Source organism: Lutimonas halocynthiae (assembly GCF_030409835.1).
Taxonomy (GTDB): domain Bacteria; phylum Bacteroidota; class Bacteroidia; order Flavobacteriales; family Flavobacteriaceae; genus Lutimonas; species Lutimonas halocynthiae.
In genome coordinates, this window is record NZ_JAUFQO010000003.1 from 124,536 (window position 1) to 147,956 (window position 23,421).

The 23,421-nt window shown below is 37.3% G+C and carries 18 protein-coding genes; 11 read left to right on the top strand and 7 right to left on the bottom strand.

Features of this window, described 5'->3' with window-relative positions:
• Window positions 1-6: 6 nt before the first annotated feature.
• The 8 genes from QWY87_RS05075 to QWY87_RS05110 all read left to right on the top strand — a co-directional run bounded on the left by QWY87_RS05075 (window position 7) and on the right by QWY87_RS05110 (window position 11,945).
• Window positions 7-1,224 carry a ligand-binding sensor domain-containing protein gene (locus tag QWY87_RS05075; protein WP_290289030.1) on the top strand — a complete coding sequence of 406 codons (1,218 nt, stop codon included), beginning with the start codon at window positions 7-9 and terminating at the stop codon, window positions 1,222-1,224.
• Window positions 1,225-1,262: 38 nt separating this feature from the next.
• On the top strand, window positions 1,263-1,856 hold the full coding sequence (locus QWY87_RS05080) for a Rid family hydrolase (protein WP_290289032.1): 594 nt from the start codon (window positions 1,263-1,265) through the stop codon (window positions 1,854-1,856).
• A 12-nt stretch (window positions 1,857-1,868) separates the two neighbouring features.
• Window positions 1,869-3,179, top strand: a complete 1,311-nt coding sequence (locus tag QWY87_RS05085; RefSeq protein ID WP_290289034.1) for an ABC transporter substrate-binding protein — start codon at window positions 1,869-1,871, stop codon at window positions 3,177-3,179.
• A 37-nt stretch (window positions 3,180-3,216) separates the two neighbouring features.
• A complete protein-coding gene (locus tag QWY87_RS05090) occupies window positions 3,217-4,275 on the top strand; it encodes an ABC transporter substrate-binding protein (protein WP_290289038.1) in 1,059 nt (352 codons plus the stop codon).
• Between the two features lie 81 nt (window positions 4,276-4,356).
• Window positions 4,357-7,917, top strand: a complete 3,561-nt coding sequence (locus QWY87_RS05095; protein ID WP_290289040.1) for a CRTAC1 family protein — start codon at window positions 4,357-4,359, stop codon at window positions 7,915-7,917.
• Window positions 7,907-9,562, top strand: coding sequence for a CRTAC1 family protein (locus tag QWY87_RS05100; RefSeq protein ID WP_290289041.1), 1,656 nt, complete (start codon window positions 7,907-7,909; stop codon window positions 9,560-9,562). Before QWY87_RS05095 ends, QWY87_RS05100 begins: the two co-directional genes overlap by 11 nt.
• 89 nt (window positions 9,563-9,651) lie before the next feature.
• Window positions 9,652-10,983, top strand: a complete 1,332-nt coding sequence (locus tag QWY87_RS05105; protein ID WP_290289043.1) for an asparagine synthase-related protein — start codon at window positions 9,652-9,654, stop codon at window positions 10,981-10,983.
• Window positions 10,984-10,988: 5 nt separating this feature from the next.
• On the top strand, window positions 10,989-11,945 hold the full coding sequence (locus QWY87_RS05110; RefSeq protein ID WP_290289045.1) for a hypothetical protein: 957 nt from the start codon (window positions 10,989-10,991) through the stop codon (window positions 11,943-11,945).
• Window positions 11,946-11,975: 30 nt separating this feature from the next.
• On the opposite strand, the gene QWY87_RS05115 is transcribed toward QWY87_RS05110, so the two are convergent.
• Window positions 11,976-12,362, bottom strand: a complete 387-nt coding sequence (locus tag QWY87_RS05115; protein ID WP_290289047.1) for a hypothetical protein — start codon at window positions 12,360-12,362, stop codon at window positions 11,976-11,978.
• A 107-nt stretch (window positions 12,363-12,469) separates the two neighbouring features.
• Complete coding sequence (locus tag QWY87_RS05120; RefSeq protein WP_290289049.1) at window positions 12,470-13,507, bottom strand: DUF481 domain-containing protein; 1,038 nt, start codon at window positions 13,505-13,507, stop codon at window positions 12,470-12,472.
• A 193-nt stretch (window positions 13,508-13,700) separates the two neighbouring features.
• On the opposite strand from QWY87_RS05120, the gene QWY87_RS05125 reads away from it, so the two are divergent.
• Window positions 13,701-15,515: a serine hydrolase gene (locus tag QWY87_RS05125; RefSeq protein ID WP_290289051.1), complete on the top strand. Its 1,815-nt coding sequence runs from the start codon at window positions 13,701-13,703 to the stop codon at window positions 15,513-15,515.
• Between the two features lie 35 nt (window positions 15,516-15,550).
• Here QWY87_RS05125 and QWY87_RS05130 read toward each other — a convergent pair whose 3' ends face one another.
• The 3 genes from QWY87_RS05130 to QWY87_RS05140 all read right to left on the bottom strand — a co-directional run bounded on the left by QWY87_RS05130 (window position 15,551) and on the right by QWY87_RS05140 (window position 19,618).
• Window positions 15,551-16,309: a ThuA domain-containing protein gene (locus QWY87_RS05130; RefSeq protein ID WP_290289053.1), complete on the bottom strand. Its 759-nt coding sequence runs from the start codon at window positions 16,307-16,309 to the stop codon at window positions 15,551-15,553.
• 76 nt (window positions 16,310-16,385) lie between these two features.
• A complete protein-coding gene (locus QWY87_RS05135) occupies window positions 16,386-18,884 on the bottom strand; it encodes an ABC transporter permease (protein WP_290289420.1) in 2,499 nt (832 codons plus the stop codon).
• 50 nt (window positions 18,885-18,934) lie between these two features.
• Complete coding sequence (locus QWY87_RS05140; RefSeq protein ID WP_290289054.1) at window positions 18,935-19,618, bottom strand: ABC transporter ATP-binding protein; 684 nt, start codon at window positions 19,616-19,618, stop codon at window positions 18,935-18,937.
• A 68-nt stretch (window positions 19,619-19,686) separates the two neighbouring features.
• Between QWY87_RS05140 and QWY87_RS05145 the strand changes: the two genes are divergently transcribed.
• The gene (locus tag QWY87_RS05145) at window positions 19,687-20,370 is read left to right on the top strand and encodes an arylesterase (protein WP_290289056.1); all 684 of its coding nucleotides are present in this window, start codon (window positions 19,687-19,689) and stop codon (window positions 20,368-20,370) included.
• Window positions 20,371-20,407: 37 nt separating this feature from the next.
• Here the strand turns inward: QWY87_RS05145 and QWY87_RS05150 are convergent, their stop codons facing one another.
• Complete coding sequence (locus QWY87_RS05150; RefSeq protein ID WP_290289059.1) at window positions 20,408-21,466, bottom strand: hypothetical protein; 1,059 nt, start codon at window positions 21,464-21,466, stop codon at window positions 20,408-20,410.
• A 167-nt stretch (window positions 21,467-21,633) separates the two neighbouring features.
• On the bottom strand, window positions 21,634-22,392 hold the full coding sequence (locus QWY87_RS05155) for a hypothetical protein (protein ID WP_290289060.1): 759 nt from the start codon (window positions 22,390-22,392) through the stop codon (window positions 21,634-21,636).
• A 231-nt stretch (window positions 22,393-22,623) separates the two neighbouring features.
• On the opposite strand from QWY87_RS05155, the gene QWY87_RS05160 reads away from it, so the two are divergent.
• Window positions 22,624-23,394: a hypothetical protein gene (locus QWY87_RS05160; protein WP_290289062.1), complete on the top strand. Its 771-nt coding sequence runs from the start codon at window positions 22,624-22,626 to the stop codon at window positions 23,392-23,394.
• Window positions 23,395-23,421 lie beyond the last annotated feature (27 nt).

Below are 23,421 nucleotides of genomic sequence, written 5' to 3' on the forward strand. Positions count from 1 at the left end.
AGGTATATGAAATATATGAAGCAACATAAAAAATCACCTACAGCCATAATCATAGCTGGACTTTTCATTTTTATTTCGGTCAGTTTTATCAAAATAAATCTCGGTGCTGATGAGCCTGTATCTTCAGGTTTTTTAGCAGATGAAAATAACTTGGATGTAACTTCAATATCGAACGAATCGACTCTTTCCGAATCAGATAACGTGATGCCGATTTACGGTAATTGGGAACATTTTACATCGAAAAATGGCTTGCCTTCAGATAAAACATATTGCGTTCGAATTGATGAAGGCCGGGTTTTAGTTGGCACGCATGATGGATTATCCGTATTTGAAAAGGGCGCATGGACTACCTATACTACTGAAGATGGCTTGGCCCATAACGGCGTATTGGCTATAGACGTTAGCGAACAAACAGGAGATGTTTGGGTCGCCACAATGGGTGGCTTGTCTCGTTTTACCGCGGGCAAATTCGAAAATTTTAACCAAATGAACAGCGGTATGCCCAATGATCTTATCTATGCAGTAACCTGCGATGGCAAAGATGTTTGGGTTGCTACAGGTGGAGGTGCAGGTAAATACAACACGTTTAATAAAGAATGGGAGATCTTCACTGAAGAAAATGCACCTATGCATGAACCTTGGACCTATGGAATTTGTAGCGGGGATAATAAAATTTATATAGCTGCCTGGGGAGGAGGTATCGTAGAATACAACAAGAAAAACGGACAATTCAGAGATTATACTGATCCGGATGGTAATATGGAAATCGATCTCTTCCCGGATGACGGTCTGGTTCATGACATCACAACTGGTGCTTCCTGGGCTGATGGTATGCTATGGGTGGGAACTTATTTTGGGCTCAGCCGATATGATGGAACACGATGGAAAGGATATTTTGATCACGATAGCGGACTGGCCAGTAATTTTATCAATTATATCAAGGCTTCCGGAAAGTATGTTTATATCTGTACAGACAAAGGGTTAAGTATCAGTGATGGTGAAAACTGGGTGACGTATACCCGCAACAAGGAAAATTTTTCAGGAAGCGCTGAGATCTTGATGGGAACTCAAAAGACTGAAATCCCATTAAATCCTTCTTTGTCTCATAACTATGTTTTAGGCGTGGATATGAAGGATGACATGATCTGGGTAGCCACCTCAAAAGGCTTGAGCCGAGGTGAAATAATTAACAAAGAAGATATGGGTCTGGCTACGTCAGACTAAAACCAATATAGATTATAAAATAATAAAAAGCAGGAATTATGAGCAATACATTAGACATTCAGGAAAGAAAATTATTGATAGACCTTAATAAACTCACCGACGGTGAAAAATTAGAAATGCGCAAACTGGGAATTTTATCTGATGATAATATGATAAGCCCATCTGTTTATCCAGAGGTTCACGCAGACAGGCCTCCAATTGAAAAACATGTGGTTCATGCGCCACAAACTATCAACGAAGCATATGACTATCAAAAACCTTCTTCTTTTTCAAGAGCATTAAGACTAGATTTTGGAGGTCATAAAGTGCTTTTGATATCAGGTACAGCAAGTGTTAATGAAGAAGGTAAGCCAGAGCATATCGGTGATTTTAAAGCCCAATTGTGGAGAACTTATGTGAATATTACAAACTTACTTGAGGCTGAAGGTATGAGCTGGCATGATGTTGTAAGAACCAGTAATTATTTGAGAGACATCGAAAGAGATTATGAAGAATTTAATAAAATAAGAACCTCTTTTTACCAATGGATGAATCTAGACCCACTTCCTGCAAGTACAGGGATTCAGGCAAGATTATGCTGGGAGACATTATTGGTTGAAATTGAAGTTTACGCTATTTGTAAGTCAAACTAAAATAACTGTTTTATGAGGGTTAATTGTGGTTTGTTCATTTCTATTTTAGTACTGATAGTGTTTCAGTTCGGGGATACCTATGGGCAAAATAAGGAACTAAAGTATGGGAAAACCCCAGACAAGTTATTTCCGTATCAGAATTTTCAAGAGGCATATAAGTATCATTTTGTTGAACCTGTACAGTTTTACGGGGCCGGACGTGAAAAAGCGGAACCCACAGATATTGAAGAGGTAAGGATTGGTTTTCTTGGTCCACTTGAAGGGTCTCCACTTGTGCCTCTCGGTGAACAAATGCTCAATGGTGCAACACTAGCCATGGAGGAGGCAAATGCCAGGGGAGGATACAAAGACTTGCCTTATACTTTAATGACGCATAACGACGTAGGACTTTGGGGTGCAGCCGCTAACGAAGTGGTTAAAATGGATGAAGAAGGCGTCTGGGCATGGTTGGGCTCTATTGATGATATTGTATCTCATGTGGCACTACGTGCGACTTTGAAAATGGAAATCATGATGGTCAATACAGGGGATCCTGATCCTACCTTTACTGAGACAAATATTCCATGGGCCATTAGAGTGATCAGTGATGACAGACAAAGTGGTTATGCCTTAGCGACTCATATTTTTGAAGAAAAAAATCATGAACGTGTTGCCGTGATTAGGGCGAATTCACGATATGGCCGGGTTGGTATTATGGAGTATTCTGGAGCTGCAGTGCGTTTGGGCCACCCTATGATGATCGAAGAAAGATTTAATGAAGGAGAAACAGATTTTTCCATGCAGTTGGAAAATATAAAAAGAGTGACTCCTGATGCCATTTTAATCTGGGCAAATGCAAAAGAGTCGGCGCTTGTTTTGAAACAGATTCGTGAAATGGGTATGCAGCAGCCGGTTTATGCTTCAGACCGTGCAGTTTCTAATGAATTTCTATCCATTGCAGGTGAATTTGCAGAAGGGATAGTAAGCACAAGTCCGTACAACCCGAATGCTGACAGTAAAAAACTAAAGACCTTTCAGCTGGCCTATAAGAAAAGGTTCAATCTTGAAGCAGATGTTTATGCGGCCCATGCCTACGATGGAATGAATCTCATTTTAGCTGCAATAGAGAAAGTTGGTTTAAACAGGGTTTTAATTAGAGACGTGCTGACTGATCTGCATAGCTTTCAGAACTATAGTGGTGTTACCGGAGAAATTGTTTTTGATGAAAGTTGGAATGATATTGGTGAGATTTGGATGGCTGAAGTAAAAAATGGAAAATTTGTTTTCAGCCCGAGCCCTGAATTGGGTGAAAGAGCACATTCCGGAAAAATGGTGGGGTATTGAATCAATAATCGTTGAAAATAATTATGAATAACCTGGTTTGAAAAACCTAAAGACTATTGCTACATTTATTTGTTTGTTTTCTTTTTTACTTTGTTTTCAGGTTGAAGGCAGAGGACAGCAAAAAGAAGGCAGCCAAGCCTATATTTCAATTGGATTGTTGGTTGATAAAAGCAATGAAACTGAAGCTTCGATAGCGGCCCTGAATGCCATAGAGTTAATCAATAATAAAGGCGGCGTAAAAGGGAAAAGATTAAACTTGATTATTCGCTCTGTCGAAGGGACCTGGGGGGCAGGGTCAAGTAAAATTGTGGAGCTGGTATTTGAGGAGAAGGTCATCGCGATAATAGGTTCTTTAGATGCGAGAAACACCCATTTAGCAGAACAGGTCATCGCTAAAACTCAAGTACCGTTTTTATCTGCATGGGCGAGTGAATCTAGTTTGACCAATGCTTATGTATCCTGGTTTTTTTCAATTGTTCCGAACGACGAACAGCAGGCCCAAATTCTTCTGAACGAGACCTGTAAAAATAAAAACTTAAAGGAGTTAATGGTTGTTTTCGATGCTTCCTATGATAGTGAGCAAGCTTATAAGAGTTTGTTGGAGAAGGCTGCGAAATTACCTCAATTAAAAATACATCCACTTCGATTTCAAGCACAATCAGACGCTTCCAGTGTCGTTGCTGAAATGAGAAAGAATAATACCGATGGCTTGATCCTTCTCGGGAGGGAATTACCGCTGAAAACGATTCAAGAGCAAATGCTAAAAACAAAGATCAATATCCCTGTTTTTGGTAATGTAGCGGCAAATGGGTCTCAAGACATTCTCGATAATGAAGATTTCATTATGCCTTTTAGAAATTCCTGGATCAATGGAAATAAAGCACTGTGTGAAGAAGCGTATTTTAGAACAAAAGAAAAAAAATGCAACATTATTGGTGCTTTAGCCTTTGATGCTGTTATGACGCTTACATCAGCGCTAGAACATTCAGCAGATAATCAAAATGACTTAAAAACGGGCTTGGATCAAATTAATTATCAAGGTATTACGGGGCCAGTTGAATTCGATTCACTGGGAAGAATAAAGACTTCTGAATAGTAGCCTTTGGATCGATTATTTGTTGCATTCGAAGAGAAAAAATTTCAATCAAATAGCTTTAGATTACTTAACTTTGATCGTATGAAAAATTTGGTGCTTTTAATTTTTTTTATCTTATTCGGAATTTTACAAGGATGTAAGGAATCAGCAGAGGAAAGACGCAAAAAATCGATTGAAATGATGACCACCCAAACCTTGGGTCTCGCGTATTTGGAAGAGTTTAAATTGGAAGAGGCTGAAATTCAATTCATTAAATTAATAGAGTTGTCTCCTGATGATAAAACCGGGTATGCAAATCTTGGTCTGGTCTATCTTCGCATGGCTAAATACGAAGATGCTGAAGAACAAATTTTAGAGGCAGAGCGTCTTGATCCAGACGATGCTAATATCAGTCTGCTTTTATCGACTGTTTATCAAATGGATGGAAGAAGGCCAGAGGCTATCGAAGTTTTGAAAACGGCCCTTACAAAGGAGTCTGATCACAGTAAAATATTATATGATCTGTCTGAATTGTACTCAGCCGATCCAGGGAAGGAAGCAGCAGGGATCAGAAAGAATTATCTCCAGCAGCTTGTAATAGAAGCACCTGAAAATATTGTTCCCCAATTGCAATTCATAGAATTACTTATAAAAGAGGGTGAGTCAGATCAGGCAATTGAAAGATTGGAAATTATTAAAAAGCAATTTCCTGAATTCCCTAAAGAATCTATAGCATATTATGCACAAACCATAGAAATGCTTAGAGAGCCAAACCTCGAAAAAGCCCTTATCAGTTTCACCATTTTTCATAATTATCTGAAGGTTTCTTTTCCTTACCAAGCGGGTATAAATGAACTTAAAGGACCAGGAGGATCATTAATTGGATTTCCACTCATAAGCTATAACAGACAGGTTATTGATGAGACCATAGCTGATAAGTCTGTTCTGGAGGTTATTAAATTTAAAGACATAAGTGATGAGGCTGGTTTGTCAGCTATTAAATCCTATCCCGAAGCAGCCAAGAATTTTAAGAATACGACTCACATTAGCACTGCTGATTTTAATGGTGACGGGAACATTGATGTTTACATAGGGAGTTATAATGATCAGGGAAAAACATACGAGCATTATATGATGGAGAACAAAAGGGTTTCTTATCAGGATGTGACAAAGAATCTGGGAATAGCTCATCAGGGTGTGGAGTATGGAGCAGTATTCGCTGATTATGATAATGATGGGTTTCTTGATCTATATGTTCATATGGAAACTGGTAACATTCTTTATAGAAATGCTGATCAGGGAATTTTGGAAGACAAAACAGCAGCGTCTAAAATTATTGGGAATGCAGTTGAGAAGGCTTTGTTTTTTGACATGGATCAAGATGGTGACCTCGACTTATTTCAAGCTTCTCTTAATGGCGACAATGTATTCAGGAATAACGGGGACGGATCTTTTGTGAACATGACAGGAGAAATGGGTTTATCCTCTGAACAGAGAAAGGGTACTATGGATGCCGCTTTTGGTGACTTTGATGATGATGGTGATGTTGACTTGATTACGACAGGAAAAACAGGAACTTATCTATATTCTAATGAACGGCAGGGGAAGTACGAATTAGCTCAAAATTCAGGGCTGAAGGCAGATTCAGAAGGAAATTCTATTGTTGTTGTAGATGTGAATAACGACGGGTTTCTCGATGTGCTTATTGGTTCTTCAAAGTTGACGAACAGCAAGCTATATCTGAATTCGGGAAATGGAACTTTTGAGGAGATGGCCGAATTGGGGCCATTGCTTAGTTCATCTGACGAACTAACTGTTCTGGATGTGGCAAGTATTGATTTTGATAATGATGGGTTTCAGGACTTATTACTCACTGGAGAACCAGCAAAGTCTGATGGAACAGGTTTGATATTGTTTCACAATGACGGAGCAGGTGGATTTATAAATACATCGTCTCTTATCAAAACCCCGGGATTAAGTGGTTGTCAACTTCAGGTATATGACCATGATAGTGATGGCGACAGAGATATTTTGGTAGCGCTTTCAGATGGGGGCGTCAAATTGTTCAGGAATGATGGCGGAAATATGAATCATTATGTCAATATGAAACTTGTTGGTTTAAGAACAGGAAGTGCTAAAAACAATTACTTTGGGATTGGATCGAAAGTCGAATTGCGTGCGGGAGATCTTTATCAGAGCATGGTTGTTACCGATCCGAATATTTATTTCGGACTTGGGCACAGAGAGAAAGCAGATATCATAAGAATTACCTGGACCAACGGCGTACCGCAGAATATACTATTACCTAATGCCGATCAAGCCTTGATAGAATCTCAAACCTTAAAAGGCTCTTGTCCGTTTTTATATACTTGGAACGGCAAGGAGTACGAGTTTGTAAAGGATATTACCTGGAGAAGCGCTTTGGGCATGCCATTAGGTATTATGGGTGGAACCACCAAATATGCTTTTGCGGATGCTTCAGATGATTATATCAAAATTGAAAATACACAACTTGCAGCAATAGATGGGAAATATAAGATTCAGATTACATCTGAATTGTGGGAAACCATTTATATGGACCAGCTTGAATTAATTGCTGTTGACCACCCGGCAGATTTTGACCTCTTCGTTCCAGAACAATTTTCCCCACCACCGTTTCCTGGATTAAAATTGTACCAGGTGGATAAGAAAATATCCCCTTCATCTGCTAAAGATGAATTAGGGAGAGATGTTTTGCCAATGATCTTGCAAAAAGATGATCGTTATATTGATAATTTGACTGCGGATACCTATCAGGGAGTTACAAAGATGCATGATCTGATCCTTGATCCCGGAGAAGCAGGAAGATTGGATGGTCTTCATTTATTTTTAAGAGGATGGATCTTTCCTACTGATGCGAGTATCAATGTGGCGCTATCTCAGTCAGAAATACTAAAGGTACAAGCTCCAATAATTCAGGTTATAAATAAAAAGGGCTCATGGCAAACAGTACAAACTGATATGAGTTTCCCAATGGGAAAGGACAAAACAGTGATTGTCAATCTAGAAGATAAATTTCTTTCGGCTGACCATCGTATACGAATCCAAACGAATATGGAGATATATTGGGATGAAATTTTCTTTGCTGCTGTTCAAAATTCAGAAAAAATAGCTCCTTATGTTTTAAAGGCAGAAAAAGCAGATCTTCATTACCGTGGATTTTCGCAAAGTTATAGAAAAGGAGGCCGGTATGGGCCGCATTGGTTTGATTATGACAAAGTAGATTCATTACCTAAATGGCGTGATTTAACAGGAGCATATACAAGATATGGAGAAGTTTTGCCTCTATTGGCTGACGCTGATAACCAATATGTTATTTCAAATGCCGGTGATGAAATTTCGCTAACTTTTGATGAGGCCTCTTTGCCTGAATTACCGAAAGGCTGGGTAAGAGACTTTTTTATTCACAGTGTAGGTTGGGTAAAAGACGGAGATCTAAATACGGCAGCAGGACAAACTGTTTCACCCTTGCCTTTTCATAGTATGAAGGCTTATCCTCCCTCAGAAACCGATATTTACCCTAAAGACACGAAACTTTCTGATTACAATAAAAACTATAATACAAGAATCGTAAGTCAAAGTACATTTCAGAACTCAATTAAACCAATTTTAAATGAAGAATAAATTGCATATGTTTTTATGCCTCCTTTTTCTAGGGCTCCCAGTCTCATTGATTGCACAAGAAAAAGTAACTTTTGTAGATGTGGCGAAAACCTCAGGAATTGACTTTAAATATAATTTTGGCGATTATAATTATGAGAACATCTTAGAGAGCAGCGGTTCTGGCATTACAGTATTTGATTATAATAATGACGGGCTGATGGATCTTTTTATGATGAGTGGAACCTATTTGCCAGAAATATCAGATGAAGGAGGAAGGGGCTTTGCCAATAGCAGGGATAAGCTATATATGAATAACGGGGATGGTACTTTCACAGAAACCGGGAAAACAGCAGGAATCAATGATTTGCAATGGAGTATGGCAGCCGGAGCGATCGACCTCGACCTGGATGGCTTTGAAGATTTATTCCTGCTCAATTATGGTAGTAATGTTTTTTACCACAATAATGGGGATGGAACTTTTAAGGATATCACTCAGGAACTTGGCTTAGCTGGCCCGGATAAATTAAATGGCTTCACTAAGTGGAGTATAGGCGTATCCTTTTGGGATTATAACCTGGATGGTAGATTGGATGCTATGGTAGGTAATTTTTTAGCTTTTGATCCTGCTTATATTTCAACCCAGACTCCTGGTATGATGCCACACCCATCAGAGTATAAAGGCCAAGCCTCTTTACTGTATGAGCAACAGCCTGACGGAAGTTTTATGGAAGTGACTAAAAAAGCCGGTTTGTTTTATCCGGATTCCAAATGTATGGGGCTTACAGTTGTTGATTATGATCACGATGGCGATCTTGATATTTTTCAGGCCAATGACCATCATTACAATTTTTTGTTTAGAAATGACAAAGGAAGTTATACAGAAGTTGGTGTTGCAAGTGGTGTTGCTGCAAACAGCAAAGGGCAGGAAACTGGCTCTATGCATGCTACGCTAGGTGATGTTAACGGAGATGGTTTAATTGACATTTTTGTGTCTGATTTGAAATATGGGGCACTTTATCTGAATAAAGGGAACGGGTTGTTTGATGACATGACAGAGGAAAGTGGTATTGCTGCTGCTATGGCAGGAAAAGGAGGTTGGGGAGCTGCTTTTTTCGATTTTGATAATGACGGTGATCTTGATCTGATTACAGCAAATGGGACTGCAGAAGAGTTGATATTGCAATATCCTTTACTTATGGAAAACGACGGATCAGCTAATTTTACCGATGTGGGTAAAGAGCACGGACCCTACTTTTCTAAAAAAAGATCGGGTAGAGGCCTAGTCGTCTGGGACTATGATAATGACGGAGATCTGGATGTAAGCATTTCACACGTCGATTTGATGGCAAGCGCTTCACTTCTAAGAAACGATGGAGGAAATGCCAATAACTGGCTGGGTTTAACCTTAAAAGGTGAGCTGGGTCTGGCTTCAGGAATTGGAGCCGTAGTAAGTGTCACATCAGGTAATAAAAAACAAGTCTTGGTCAATCAATGGACAAATGGTTATTTGTCAAACAAAGATTCTCGGGTTCATATCGGATTAGGAAGTAACAAAACAATTGAAGAGCTAAAAATTAATTGGCCAGATGGACAAGAAGAAATCTTTAAACAAGTACCCGTAAACACGTATCTTGAAATATATAAGGGAAAGGGAATTCAAAAATAACAGCGCATCTAAATTATAGGGGGCCCCGGCTTAGGTATTTGGATTTCCTTAATTTAGCAATTCGCACAGCATCAATTTAAAGCACAAGTATGATGAATCATCAATATATAAGTAAAGTAGTAGATCTTACCGATCAGAAGAAGAACATGATCTATAATATGAGTCATGAAGAAGCTGTAGAAGTTGTTCGCTCAGGTGACCTTGAGGAGGTTAGAAAAATTGACGGACAGTTTTGCCTGATTTCTGTTGATGGAAAAACTATACGTATGGCCAGGTCAATCGGCAGACCGATACGGTATTTTATTGCTAAACAAGCCATAGGCCCGCAATTGATTGTTGCTGAACGTATTGACGTTATTTATGAGCACCTCAAAAAGGAAGGTCTTGACGATCAGTTTCACCCCTCATACACCAGAATGGCTCCGGCACATTATGTAACGAGAATTGAGTTATTAGGCTGTCCTGATCCAAATCCAATATATGAAAGGTTTTTTACACCCAAACGAAACGTATATCAACCCACACAAATTGAACAAATTGGCAAAGATTATATTGGTGCAGTCTATGAAGAAATCAAAAAATGGCTTCAATTCAGAGCAACGCAGGGGCCTATAGGAGTGACTTTTTCTGCAGGAATTGACAGTGGATCTGTTTTTATTTTGATGTACCATGCTTTAAGGGAGCTAGGAGAAAGCCCTTCGCGTTTAAAAGCTTTTACCTTATCGGTTGAAGGGGAAGGGGCTGATCTTATGCAAGCAAGAAAATTTTTAAGCGCTCTGGATCTTGAGTTGTTTCTCGAACCCATTGAATTAGATTATCAATCACTAAACTGGAAAGAGGCCATTAATGTAGTTGAAGACTATAAACCTTTGGATATACAATCAGCTACTATGAATCTGTCTTTGCTAAAAAGTATCAGGTCTAAGTATCCGGATTGGAAATATATTATCGATGGAGATGGGGGAGATGAGAATCTAAAAGACTATCCCATAGAAGACAACCCTGAATTGACAATCAAAAGTGTTTTAAATAACCTGATGTTATATCATGAAGGATGGGGTGTAGAATCGATCAAGCATTCCTTAACTTATTCAGGAGGATTAAGCAGGGGCTATATGCGTACTTTTTCACCTGCGGATCTATTAGGTTTTGATGGGTTTAGCCCTTATACGCTGCCGAATGTAATCGAGATTTCAGAAGGAATTCCATATATAGATCTAACTGATTGGGATCATCAAAAATTATATGATCTTAAAGGGCAAATCGTAGCTGCCGGAGTGAAAGCCATTACAGGAATAGATATGCCAGTTTTTGAAAAGCGAAGATTTCAACACGGTGCCACTTCCAGTAATAACTTTAAAAAACATTTTCCGGAAAAAGACATCACCTATAGAAAGGAGTTCATGTCTAGATATGAATAATCAGCATGGAAAGTTTTGACAGTCATTGGATTACTAAGAACAGGCCAGCAAGAAATGAGGTTGATAAATTTGAACCTTATGCCTGCTTAGTTGAAAAAGAGAGATCGAATTCTGGTTTGGTAGAGGATACAGGTATTATTTTCTTGACCAATAAGGAATGTTCTTTCACCTGTTTGATGTGTGATCTATGGAAAAATACAACCCTGACTTCTGTTCCTATAGGAGCTATTCCTGAACAAATTCGATTAGGCTTGAAACATATGCCTGATGTAAGTCGGTTAAAACTTTACAACAGTGGAAGCTTTTTTGATGTCAAATCTATTCCAGAAGAAGACTATAAACCGATAGCAGGTTTAGTAAAACATGTTGATAGGCTTATCGTTGAAGGGCATCCGAAATTGATAGGACAAAATTGCTTGGATTTTAGAGACATGCTGCAACCTGAGCTTGAAGTGGCTATTGGCTTGGAAACAGTAGAACCCAATGTTTTGAAAAAACTGAACAAGAAAATGGAGGTTCGAGACTTTGTTAGGGCCGTAAAATTTTTAAAAGCGCATCAAATTGACAGCAGGGCATTTATATTGGTCAGGCCGCCGTTTATGAGTGAAAAGGAGGGTGTTTTCTGGGCAAAGAGATCGATTGAATTGGCTTTTGAAGCAGGTGTGTCATCTTGCACAGTTATTCCGGTTAGAGCCGGTAATGGAGCTATGGATCTTTTAGAAGAACAAGGTCTGTTTCAAAAACCTTCTCTGGATTCTTTGGAAGAAGTACTTGAATATGGAATTTCTTTAGGAGCAGGACATGTCTTTGCCGACACCTGGGACCTGGAACAATTCTCAAAGTGTCCTGCATGTTTTGATCAAAGATCAAATCGTCTGATTAAAATCAACCATAGTCAATCAGCAACTCCTAAAGTAACGTGTACATGTGACCCAAAGAAAAAGGGATATGCCATCGATTAATCAGTTTAACTAATTTGACCAATCATAAACTCACATATATTTAGTCATAAATCGGAAAAAATCTTTTTTCAGCTTGTCATAAAGATTTCTCTCTGTTTCCATTACTTCTCTGAATGAAAGATGTTGGCTAACAAACATTTTATTTAAAACATCTTCATTTTTTTCATAATGTGAAGCCATATTTTTTTCATGCATTTCGATTTGATCCTTCAAAGCATCAAATTCTTTTTGCTGGATCATAAATTGATTTTGAAATTTTTCGATTTCGGCTAAAACCTTATGATCAGTCCATCGTTTAACCAGCTCCTCAAGTCGTAAATGAAAGGATTTTAATTCATCTTCCCAAAAGTCGAGTTCTCGTTGCCAATTTTCGTGCTCAAAATGTAAATCGATATTGTATATTATTTCTTTTTCCATAATTATATTAATTTATACCAATATAAAATTAGATCGAAGAAATGACATGTACATTAACCAAAATCAATGAATTCATTAACCGTGATCAATGGATTGTTGAGAAAACATTAATTTAAAGTATACGTAAATTGGAGATTTAGGCCGTAATCATCGTTTGAAGCATCCGCGGTTTGAGGCCTACTATCATAGGTATAGTAAAGATTTAATCCTATTTTGAAATTATCACTAAAAATGCTAACCTTTGGATTCAAATTAAACGTAAACCTGTACCTGTCATCTGTTAAATATGGCAGATAAATGATGTCTGAATCAACCCATACTTTAGGGCTCCATAATTTATACACTTTCCATTTTAATTGAAAAAGACCGGCGACATCATCTTGTGTTTGCCCGTCACCAAATGGTATTTCTCGAGATAAATTAACACCCGCTGCCGCATATAATCGATTCCATTCATTATAGGCCAAGTCTTTAATACCTGCAAGATTTAAACTCCATCTCTTATCGGTTCCTAATTGAAGATTCTGACTCACCCCGATAGCAACATCTGCATACCACCCTTTATTTAATGTTCGTTGCCAGGATAGCGAGACGTCTGATTTGCTTGCACTCAAGGTGTCTGCCTGATACGTATCATTCGTATCCCATTTAAAACTGAATTCACTATTCCTTTTCCGATAATCAAGATTGCCTGAAAACACGAGTGTAGCAACATTACTTCCTTTGGAATAACTGGCTCCTAAATTGAAATTACCGCTCAAGCGAGTTTTAAAACTCTTTTTAATAGGATATGCCTCTACGATATCCTCAATTTTGACCAACACGTTCTCATTTACTAAAACAAGGTTTACTTCTCTTTCCTTTTCGGCCGCCTCAAAAGAACCAAAATAGATGCGACCACTTTCCATTTTGATTTCAAAAATTTTACTCGAAATTATTGTCGATATTTTAGGCTCTTCTAAGCTAATAGTGCCCATTCCATCCATTTTCCAGGTGACTACACCATAATTGAGTTTTTTAAAATCACCTGTTAAGATGTTTCCATTTACATGAACAATAGTATCTATTTTTTGCCCGTAGCTCTCAAATGAAGATAAAACGGCAAAGAAAAAAAACAGTATGGTATAGGCAGTTGAACGATTCAATCAGATGGTGTTTGTAATATAAAAATACATTTTTTATATAATGTAGGGGAAGAAAGGATTAAAAGAAGTTAAAAATAAATATTATCTTGTTTTTTGCTTCATGCTCTTTTTTAATTGAGTTTCATCTGAAACAATTTCCAAACGTTGAGGTCTTTTGAATAGAATTAACTGCTATCAACATAATATTATAAATATGAAATTTAAAATCTCTTTATTAAGCTTTCTCTTACTAGCATTCGTCTCATGTAGCGATACATACGAAAAACCTGAAGTCAAGACAAAGGAACAATTGATTGAAACGAATTTGGTTCCGCCAGTTTCTATTGAGAATGACCAGCGCTGGACCATAGAAGAGCGGATGGAACATTATGGCATTCCAGGTGTGAGTATCGCTGTAATACATAATCATGAGATTGTATGGTCAAAAGCGTACGGTGTCATGGACAAAGAAAGCAAAGAGCCAGTAACATTGAATACCTTATTTCAAGCCGGATCTATCAGTAAACCTGTGGCGTCATATGGCGCTTTAAGTTTGGTTGATAAAAAGGAGATTGACATGGAAGAAAATGTAAATACCTATCTCATATCCTGGAAATTACCCGATAATGATTTTACGGATAAAAAGAAGGTTGGTTTAAAACATTTAGTTAGTCACACTGGCGGGTTGACGGTACATGGATTTTTAGGATACAGTCCTGACCTTGCTGTTCCTTCTTTAGTAGAAGTTTTGAATGGGGCACCACCTGCAAATTCTCCTGCCATTTTTGTAGATAAATTACCAGAAGAGAGTTTTAGATATTCGGGAGGAGGTTATACGGTAATGCAGCAAATGATGATTGACGTACAGGGGAAATCATATCCTGAATTGATGGATGATCTTGTTTTGAGCCCTTTAGAAATGAGAAACAGTACGTATGAACAACCCTTAAGTGTAGATAAGCTTGGCTTGGCAGCCACTGGTTATTTACCCGATGGATCTATGACTAAGGGTAAAAGACATACCTATCCTGAAATGGCAGCTGCCGGACTCTGGACGACTTCAGAAGATCTTGCACGTTTTGCAATTGACGTTCAGGACACCTATAAAGGGACATCTGAGAAGGTACTTTCAAAAGAGATGGCACATCAAATGTTAACACCTTTTGTGGAAGAATTTGTTGGCCTGGGTTTGTTTCTTAATAAGAAAGGAGATGCTATCTATTTTGGGCATGGAGGATGGGATGAAGGATTTTCAAGTGAACTGATTGCTCATAAAACCAAAGGATATGGAGTTGTAGTTTTGACCAATTCGAACCATCCTGATTTTATATCAGAACTCATTCGATCTGTAGCATTAACCTATGACTGGGAAAGTTTTGTTCCTACTTATGAAAGGCTTGACTTGAGCGGTGAAGTTGTTTCTGAAATCTCAGGACGCTATAAAATTCATAACGATGACCTATTAGAGATATATGGAGAAGCGGATAAATTATATGTAAAACGCCTAGGACAACAACCTGATGAGTTGATTCGAATCAGCGATTCAACGTATATCAGTAGAGAAAATAATGAACCAATTCAATTTCAGACTGATTCAGAAACTAAGAATTTAAAAATGGTTCATTGGAACACATCAGACAAACAGATTATTTCTTCCTTTGAAATGATGTCAACGGATGAAAAAATACCTCTTGAAATGATAGCGTCTGGTGATTTTGAAAAAGGATTATCCGCCTACATAGATCTCCAAAGTGCAGATAAGAATGATGAAGCTATAAGTGAAAACAGCTTAAATCGAAAAGGTTATAATTTAATTGCTGAAAACAATATAGAACTGGCTAAGGCTATTTTTAAAGTGAACATGAAATTATATCCCGAAAGTGCCAATGTCTATGACAGTTATGCGGAAGCTTGTATGCTAAATAAGGAATATGAGCCTGCTATCAAAAACTATCAAAAATCCCTTGAGTTAAATCCGCAAAACCAAAATGCCCAAAACATGATTGACAAAATGCAAGGAGATATTTAGATACAAAAGATTGGAGTATTTAGCTTTAAAAGATTCTAATCTTTTCCCCCGGTAATGGCCCAGTCAATGCCTCTCGTGAGCATTGTCCATACCGCAGGGTGGTCGAAATCTTCTGGATTGTGACCAATAGAGATGTAAAAAACAGGGCCTTTGTCATGATGCTTTTTCCATACAACCGGCATGCTGTTTCCTTCTATCCATGCATCGTGATCAGCGTTGAATGTTGTGGTAGCTAAGACGCGAACATTAGGATCAACATGCATATAGTATTGCTCTGTATTTTGAATTTCAAAATCTTGGAGGCCTTCTGTTACCGGATCTCCTGTATTGCTTATTTGAACGGTATAATTAATTTTCCCACCAGGATGAGTCACCCATTGTCCTCCAACCATGTATTGATAGTCTGTATTGTTTCTAAAAGAATCGCCAATACCACCGTGACAACCTACAAGCCCTGTTCCTTTTTTCACAGCCTCAATTAAGCCTTCGCTTTGTTCTTTGCTGATTTCACCCATAGTCCAATATTGAATAATAAGGTCTTGTTTGTCCATCAGGTCTTTGTTTGAATAAACTCCTAAAGAATCTGAAACAATAACATGAGCTCCCATTTGTTTAGCCCATTTTGAAATTTTCTTGGCAAAAACTTCGGGTTGATGACCATCCCATCCACCCCATACGACTAATATATTTTTGTTTGCTAAAGAAATCGCTTCGTCAGTATTTTTAGACTGTCCTATCATTATGCTGCTAAAGCAGATAAAAAACAATAGCGACATTAATTTTTGAGTTTTCATTACATGAAATATTTAGGGTGATGTAAGATAAAATTCTTTTTTGAGATGTGAAAAATAATAACAGGTCTCAACTTGATCAGCCAACGGCTTCTTTTCTTAAAACTTGTAATGGAGGACTATTCAAAACACTCCTGCTATTCATTAATCCAATGATTAATACCAACAAACTGATTCCTGGAAATAAAACCAGAAAAGGAAATGAAGAGGGGACAAATGCCAAATCAAATATAAAATAAGCAAGAGTTTGAGCACTCAAAAGCGATAATAAAATACCACTTAGACTCCCTAAAACTCCTAAATAAAGGTATTCTAATGCGGTGATTTTTAATATTTGCCTGCTAGTACCTCCCAGTGTTCTCAATAAGACATTTTCTCGTATCCTTTGAAACTTACTGGTTCTCACAGCACCTATCAGTACTATGATACCTGTAAATATGCTAAATACGGCCATAAAATTAATTACCCAGGAGATTTTATTAAGGACGCTTTCAATAAGAACAAGAACTTGACGAAAATCGATTATAGAGATGTTCGGGAATTTCTTAATCAGTTCACTTTGAAGTTTAGCGGAAGATGCTTCATCAGGTGCATGGGTAGAAAGAACATTAAATTGCGGCGCAGATTCAAGTATTCCAGCCGGAAATACGATAGAGAAATTGAGTTGCATTCTTCCCCAGTCAACTTTTCTGATGTTAGCGACTTTCGTTGTCATCAATACCCCTTGAACATTAAATACAATAGTGTCTCCCACTTTGACTATAGCATCTCTTTCAATGCTTTCTGCAATTGATATGGAGACAGGAGTTTGTGGGTCATATTCTTGACTTGCGACCCAATCTCCACTGGCTAGTGATTCTGAAGCAATAAGTGAGTCTCTATAGGTTACTCTGAATTCATGATTAAGCATCCAGTCATTTATTTTACTGGTTGTATCCTTACGTATCTCGTTGACTGTTTTTCCTTTAATACTGTGCACCCTCATGGTTACGATGGGGATGTTGTCAATGACATTACCCAGCGTTTTTGCCACTTCATCTTTTTGGTCATTTTGCACATCCATCAAAATGATATTGGGTGTATTTTCTCCACTCTGAAATGATAATTTTGCCAATAACATGTCTTTCGTGAAGTACAAAGTACTGATCAAAAAAGTGCCAACTCCAATGGCAAGAATTAAGGTCATGGTCTGATTTTGTGGCCTAAATAAGTTGAGAAGACTTTGTCTAGATATAAAACCCCATGAGCTTGGAAAGAACTTTTGTATCAAGGTCATAAAAAGTTTTGTGATGCCAATAAGGATCAAAAATGTTACTAGAATACCAATAATAAAATAGAGCGCATATTTCCAATTGTTTAGCAGCCAAAATGAAAAAGCATACATAAATACTAAGATGATTACGATAACAACCAGGTTGGCTTTTCTTGATTTTTCATTTGTAGATTCTTCTATTCTTAAAACTCTCAAGGGGGATGCATACCATGTGCTCAATAAGGGAATTAAGGCGAACATGACTGACATGAACATGCCTAAAACAATTCCAATTAGTACTGACTCAGGATAAATAGTGGTTTCTATTGCAAAAGGAAGCATGTCACTCAATATATAAGGGAAAAGTTCTTGAAGAAAAATGCCTAGAACAGCGCCGAGTATACCACCAATGAGGCCCATGCCCATAATCTGAATGAGAAAAATGAAAAAACTTTGTCTTCTGGTAGCGCCTAAACACTTTAATATCGCTACGGAACGCAACTTTTCTTTAACGTATATATTTACAGAGCTTGCAATACCAACACATCCTAAAAGAAGGGCTATAAAAGCCACAAGGTTTAAAAATACACCGAAGTTTTGATAGCGTTGGCCCAATTGCTGACTCGAATCTATATGGGTATCCATATCAGCCTCTTCAGCATCCAATATGGGGTCTAGTTTTTTATTCAGCGCTATGAGATCTGTTTCTTCTGAAGCAAGGAAATAATATTGGTATTCCAATCGACTCCCTACCTGAATCAATCCTGTTTTTTCTACAAATCGTAATGGGATGTATACAGGCGGAGCTATTCCGCTCGAAAAACCTCCATTTCCGGGTGCAGCATCTAATGATCCTGTAATAGGAAGCGTAATATTACCAATCTTAATGCTATCTCCAGGTTTTATATCATACTGCAACATTAGTGTAGCATCTACCAAGGCTCCTCCCGTTTCTTGATAACTATCTCCGGCTGAGGCTGGCGTTGTTTTAAACTCGCCATAAAAGGGAAATCCTCCCTCTAAACCTTTTACGCCAACCAGTTTAGTTCCGCCATTTTTAGGGAATAATCCCATTGAGACAAAGTTTATTTCTTTGGCGTCAGCGCCGCCTAAAGAATCAATAATACTCTGTACTTTTTCATTAGGGGCATGTCGGCTGTCGATAATAAAGTCAGCACCCATCAATGCTTTCGATTGCAGCTCGATATTTGATTTAAGGTTTTCTCCAAAAGATTGTATTGAAACAACTGCCCCGATTCCCAGCACTATGGATGCCATAAAAAGAGACAATCTCTTGTAGCTGGCTTTGGCATCTCTCCAGGCCATTTTGAACAACCATCCAGTACTTGCGTTTGATTTTCTTTTATTTCCCACCCTTATAATACACTTTGTTCTTTCATGATTTTCCCTCTTTGAAGTCTTAGGATACGTTGAGTCATTTTGGCCAGGTCCATATCATGGGTTACAATCACCAGGGTAGTGCCAGCTTCTTTATTTAGTTCAAAAAGTAATTGCACCACTTTTTCACTAGTTTCAGCATCGAGATTTCCAGTGGGCTCATCTGCGAATAAAATTCTAGGTTTGTTAGAAAATGCTCTTGCCAATGCAACTCTTTGTTGTTCTCCTCCTGATAATTGAGAAGGGTAGTGGTCATACCTATCGGCTAAACCAACTTTTTCTAAAAGATCTTTTGCAATTTTCTCAGGCTTTTTGGTTCCTCTTAATTCCAATGGAACTGTTACATTCTCAAGAGCAGTTAGCGTTGGGAGTAGCTGGAAGTCTTGAAATATAAAACCAACCTCTCTATTTCTTAGAAGCGCTCTTTCATCTTCGTTTAATGAATTGATCTTCGTGCCACAAAGCTCTATCTCTCCATGATCTGACTGGTCTAAGCCAGCACATAGACCTAGTAAAGTGGTTTTGCCACTTCCAGAAGGTCCGACAATTGCAAAAGTGTCACCGGTCTGAATACTAAATGAAATATCGTCGAGAACCTTTAATTCTTTTTCTCCACTTTTATAAGTCTTCTCTAGATTCGTTACATTTAATATATTTGTCATTCTTTATCGTATCTTTTTATAGGGTGCAGAAAGATAAGGAAAAGGATTAAATTTAAATTTGGCTACCAATGGGTGATGTGTTAAAGTTTTGTTATTTGTCTATTTGTTTTTTAGTGATGTCTTGTGCTGGAAATGATGCAAAAAAAATCGACAAACAAGAGAAGAAGGAATCAATAAATATTGAAACCCAAAGTGAGACGAGTCAAAAGATCATTTTGTTTTTTGGAAATAGCTTAACGGCTGGCATGGGCCTTGAAGTTGAGGAAGCTTTTCCTGCGTTGATTCAAAAGAAGTTGGATTCAGCATTGCTACCATATAATGTAATTAATGCGGGCTTGAGCGGCGAGACTACGGCCAGTGGCAAAAACAGGTTGTCTTGGTTATTGAAACAAAAAGTTGACGTTTTTGTGCTAGAATTAGGTGCAAACGATGGATTGCGTGGAATTCCATTGGATGAGACTAAGAAGAACCTTCAAAATATGATTGATGAGGTTAAGAAGCACAACCCTGAAGTGGTAATAGTGCTGGCAGGGATGCAGATTCCACCAAATATGGGCATTGATTATACCAAAGATTTCCAGGCTATTTTTCCTGATTTGGCTGCAGAGAATAACCTTGCATTAATTCCTTTTTTACTGAAGGATGTTGCCGGTAGGTCAGATTTAAATCAGCAAGATGGTATTCACCCTACGGCAGAAGGCCAAAAAATTCTGGCGAATAATGTTTGGGAGATATTGGAGGAAACACTTTAATCTTTAGATTTAAATATGGTTGACGACGTTTAGCATGTCAATCTGGTTTGCTTCGGGTTCTTTTTATTATACTATTTTGGAATTTTTTATCATCTTTCATGACTTTGTAAAAACCTTCGAGATAGTTCCTAAGTTCCTTAAATTCTCGGGGATCCTTAAAATAAGTTTGATAATTGTCAACCATTGTAAAAACCTCATTTTCCTTGTCTATATATTCTTTTCTTATTTCTTGAATAACAGCTTCTTCTCTGTCAAAACCCCTATACAATCTTGTGGTCACTTTTGAAATAGGTAATGTTTTGTTTTTAATGGCAGAAACCACCGCATAGCTGGCATTAACAAGACCAGACATGTCAAAATCATATGGAATTGGAACTATTTTATCATCAATGTAGAACAGTTTTTCATTATGCCGGTAGGTTATTGAATAATCTGTATTGCCAATCATATATTGAAATAATGCATTTCGAACAGCACTTGCAGGGTCCTGACCATTCGGATCCATGTGTCTTTTGATGATTTTTCCATTATATGCCGCTGCGAGTTTTTTAGTATCTTGAATAAGAATTGCTAAGAGATCATGATCCTTACTTTTGCCGTCCTTTTCTTCTGCTAAAGTTATGTGAATCAGCTTCGTGTCGAAATGATAAGGTGACATGACCTCATATATTTTGTAAGCGAGAAATTCTTTGACAACGTGGTCGTTTGCCGTTGAAGATTTTAAACAAGGCAGTACAACTTTTAATTTTTTGTCTTCCTCAAAAATGCTTCCCTTTGACTCGTTTTTGTCAATTTTAAACCAGAGCGGAAGATAATAACAATATAAGCGTCTATAGTTACCCCTGGCTCTCAGCCCAACTTTGAGTTCTTTTTGTATATCATCAGATGCCGTGAAACTAAGACTAGATTCCAAATAAGTGGAATCATTACTGAAAGTAAGAATATCTTTTTTTGAATAATTCAATGTCACTTTTAAATCCTTTTCGTCCATAAATAAAGGAGAAATATCATGAGCATCCGCTGTTTGCTCATAATGTTGTGCATAACTGAAAAGCCCAGTTGAGAAAATGAGAAAGAAAAAGAAAATCAGTTTCATAAGTCATTAATAATCAATTAAATATATAAATTATTAATGGAAAAAACAAGTAATAGTATGACAATCATTGATCTTAGCAGTTGAAAGATGTTATTTTGATTTGCCAGCGACTAAAGCTAGTATAGGTGAAAAATGGATGAACTTAGTCTGATTGATTATTTCAAGTGCTAATTTTTGGCTCCAAAGTAATAGGCAAGACCAAAATTAAGTGATAACAAATCAATGGTAAAATTGACATTGTGAGAATCTGAAACAAATTCATTTCCTTCTTCGTCAATAGAGGAAGATCTTTCGTATTCATAGCCTAACACGTCAAGTTGGATTTCAAAGGCGAAGCTTTCTAAGGCGAAAAAAGTAATTCCAGGGCTTATACCGAGTCCAAATAAAAAATCTTTTGTATCCTCTTGTTCCGTTTGTTCTCCATTCTCAAAACTTTTAGTTACAGAATCACCAAAGCCAAAATCCATTTTTATTTCATTAAAAAAACTAAAACGTTGGTTTTTTGATAAGGGATAGTAGGTTCTGATAAAAGGTGAAATAACATTTCGATTTGCAACAGATTCGCTACTGATTGTATCGGTTAGAATGATTCCCAGTCCTTCAGATGTATCCCTTCCATGGGTTATTCCTAGTCCTATAAAATTGTAATTACCAATAGAATACCCTCCTTTTACTTTAATGTCATAGTTGAATTCTTCACCCTTTATAATGTTGTCAAACCCAATATATTTATTATCACTTTTTAAATTTGAATCTTCAATGTTAAAAGTTAATGCCGTAAACCATTTACCTTTGTTAAAAGGTTTGAACTCATCATCATAATACTCAAACATGAGTTCAACAGGAGTAAGTTTTTCTTTTTTTTGGGCGGATACTGAACTAAAAGCGAAAACGCATAAAATTAATAAAATGATATTTTTTTTCATGATAGATTAGAATAATTGATAAGTAAATATATAAATTAACTGTAGTTATGAGGAATTATTTTGAATTTCAAGCTCGAGAACCTGTGTCGCTCATAAAATTCTGTTAATAATTTGAATTCAGAAATTAGAATATCAAAGGTTTTTGGTATTATTGTTATGAATTCTCTGACACCTGTCTTGTCTTTGTTTTGAAATGCTTGATGATGTATGATTAGTAATAAAAATTCAATTTTGGTAAAAAACATAAAAACGCTTTTATTGCTCCTATTTTTTGCTGTTTCTGGAAATATGCTGGCTCAAGAACCGGTTTTGGTTGCTGGAATTGTTCAAAGTGATTCAGTTAAGTTAGCGGATATCCATATTCTAAATCTAAGTACAAGAAAAGGAACCGTAAGTAATGCAGTAGGAGAATTTGGTATTACTGTTTCACCAAATGATACCTTGATATTTTCTGGAATACAATTTCACACTTTAGGATTGATCGTGGATAAAAAGGTTATCGACAGAAGAATACTTAAGATTGAGCTTGTTTCTCGCGTAGAAGAGTTAGGCGAAATCGAGTTAAAAGGCCACGACCTTGATGGACTATTTTATGTTGACACAAAAAGGATGAGAGATTCATTGCCGATAATGGGAGAAGAGGCTGTGAATTTTTCAAATCAAGGATATGATGACCCTACAAGTAGTAATTATGTGGTTCCTTCCGCCAATATTTTAAACCTCGTTTCTTTAATTGGAAAAAAAAGAAGAGAAGAAAATCGCCAGGAGGCAACGTTGTTGGAGCGAAAAAGAGCCGCCGCAGGAGATATGAGAAGGGAGATTGGAGAGGACGTGTTTTTAGAGCAATTGGGTATTCCAAGAGTTCATATTGAGCCATTTATTCGTTATTGTCAAAAGAAGGATATCATCAACCTTTACGTTGATGGAAGAATCATGGAAGTAATTGATATCCTAATTAAAGAAAAGGATAATTATATCAGGGAAAGAATAAATATCGACTAGTCTATTTTTTATTTTTAAACGCCTGTT

Excerpts from the sequence above, each read along its gene's own strand:
- QWY87_RS05075 (WP_290289030.1), top strand. The coding sequence starts at position 7 with ATGAAATATATGAAGCAACATAAAAAATCACCTACAGCCATAATCATA.
- QWY87_RS05080 (WP_290289032.1), top strand. The coding sequence starts at position 1,263 with ATGAGCAATACATTAGACATTCAGGAAAGAAAATTATTGATAGACCTT.
- QWY87_RS05085 (WP_290289034.1), top strand. The coding sequence starts at position 1,869 with ATGAGGGTTAATTGTGGTTTGTTCATTTCTATTTTAGTACTGATAGTG.
- QWY87_RS05095 (WP_290289040.1), top strand. The coding sequence starts at position 4,357 with ATGAAAAATTTGGTGCTTTTAATTTTTTTTATCTTATTCGGAATTTTA.
- QWY87_RS05100 (WP_290289041.1), top strand. The coding sequence starts at position 7,907 with ATGAAGAATAAATTGCATATGTTTTTATGCCTCCTTTTTCTAGGGCTC.
- QWY87_RS05105 (WP_290289043.1), top strand. The coding sequence starts at position 9,652 with ATGATGAATCATCAATATATAAGTAAAGTAGTAGATCTTACCGATCAG.
- QWY87_RS05110 (WP_290289045.1), top strand. The coding sequence starts at position 10,989 with ATGGAAAGTTTTGACAGTCATTGGATTACTAAGAACAGGCCAGCAAGA.
- QWY87_RS05115 (WP_290289047.1), bottom strand. The coding sequence starts at position 12,362 with ATGGAAAAAGAAATAATATACAATATCGATTTACATTTTGAGCACGAA.
- QWY87_RS05125 (WP_290289051.1), top strand. The coding sequence starts at position 13,701 with ATGAAATTTAAAATCTCTTTATTAAGCTTTCTCTTACTAGCATTCGTC.
- QWY87_RS05130 (WP_290289053.1), bottom strand. The coding sequence starts at position 16,309 with ATGAAAACTCAAAAATTAATGTCGCTATTGTTTTTTATCTGCTTTAGC.
- QWY87_RS05135 (WP_290289420.1), bottom strand. The coding sequence starts at position 18,884 with ATGGCCTGGAGAGATGCCAAAGCCAGCTACAAGAGATTGTCTCTTTTT.
- QWY87_RS05140 (WP_290289054.1), bottom strand. The coding sequence starts at position 19,618 with ATGACAAATATATTAAATGTAACGAATCTAGAGAAGACTTATAAAAGT.
- QWY87_RS05145 (WP_290289056.1), top strand. The coding sequence starts at position 19,687 with ATGGGTGATGTGTTAAAGTTTTGTTATTTGTCTATTTGTTTTTTAGTG.
- QWY87_RS05150 (WP_290289059.1), bottom strand. The coding sequence starts at position 21,466 with ATGAAACTGATTTTCTTTTTCTTTCTCATTTTCTCAACTGGGCTTTTC.
- QWY87_RS05155 (WP_290289060.1), bottom strand. The coding sequence starts at position 22,392 with ATGAAAAAAAATATCATTTTATTAATTTTATGCGTTTTCGCTTTTAGT.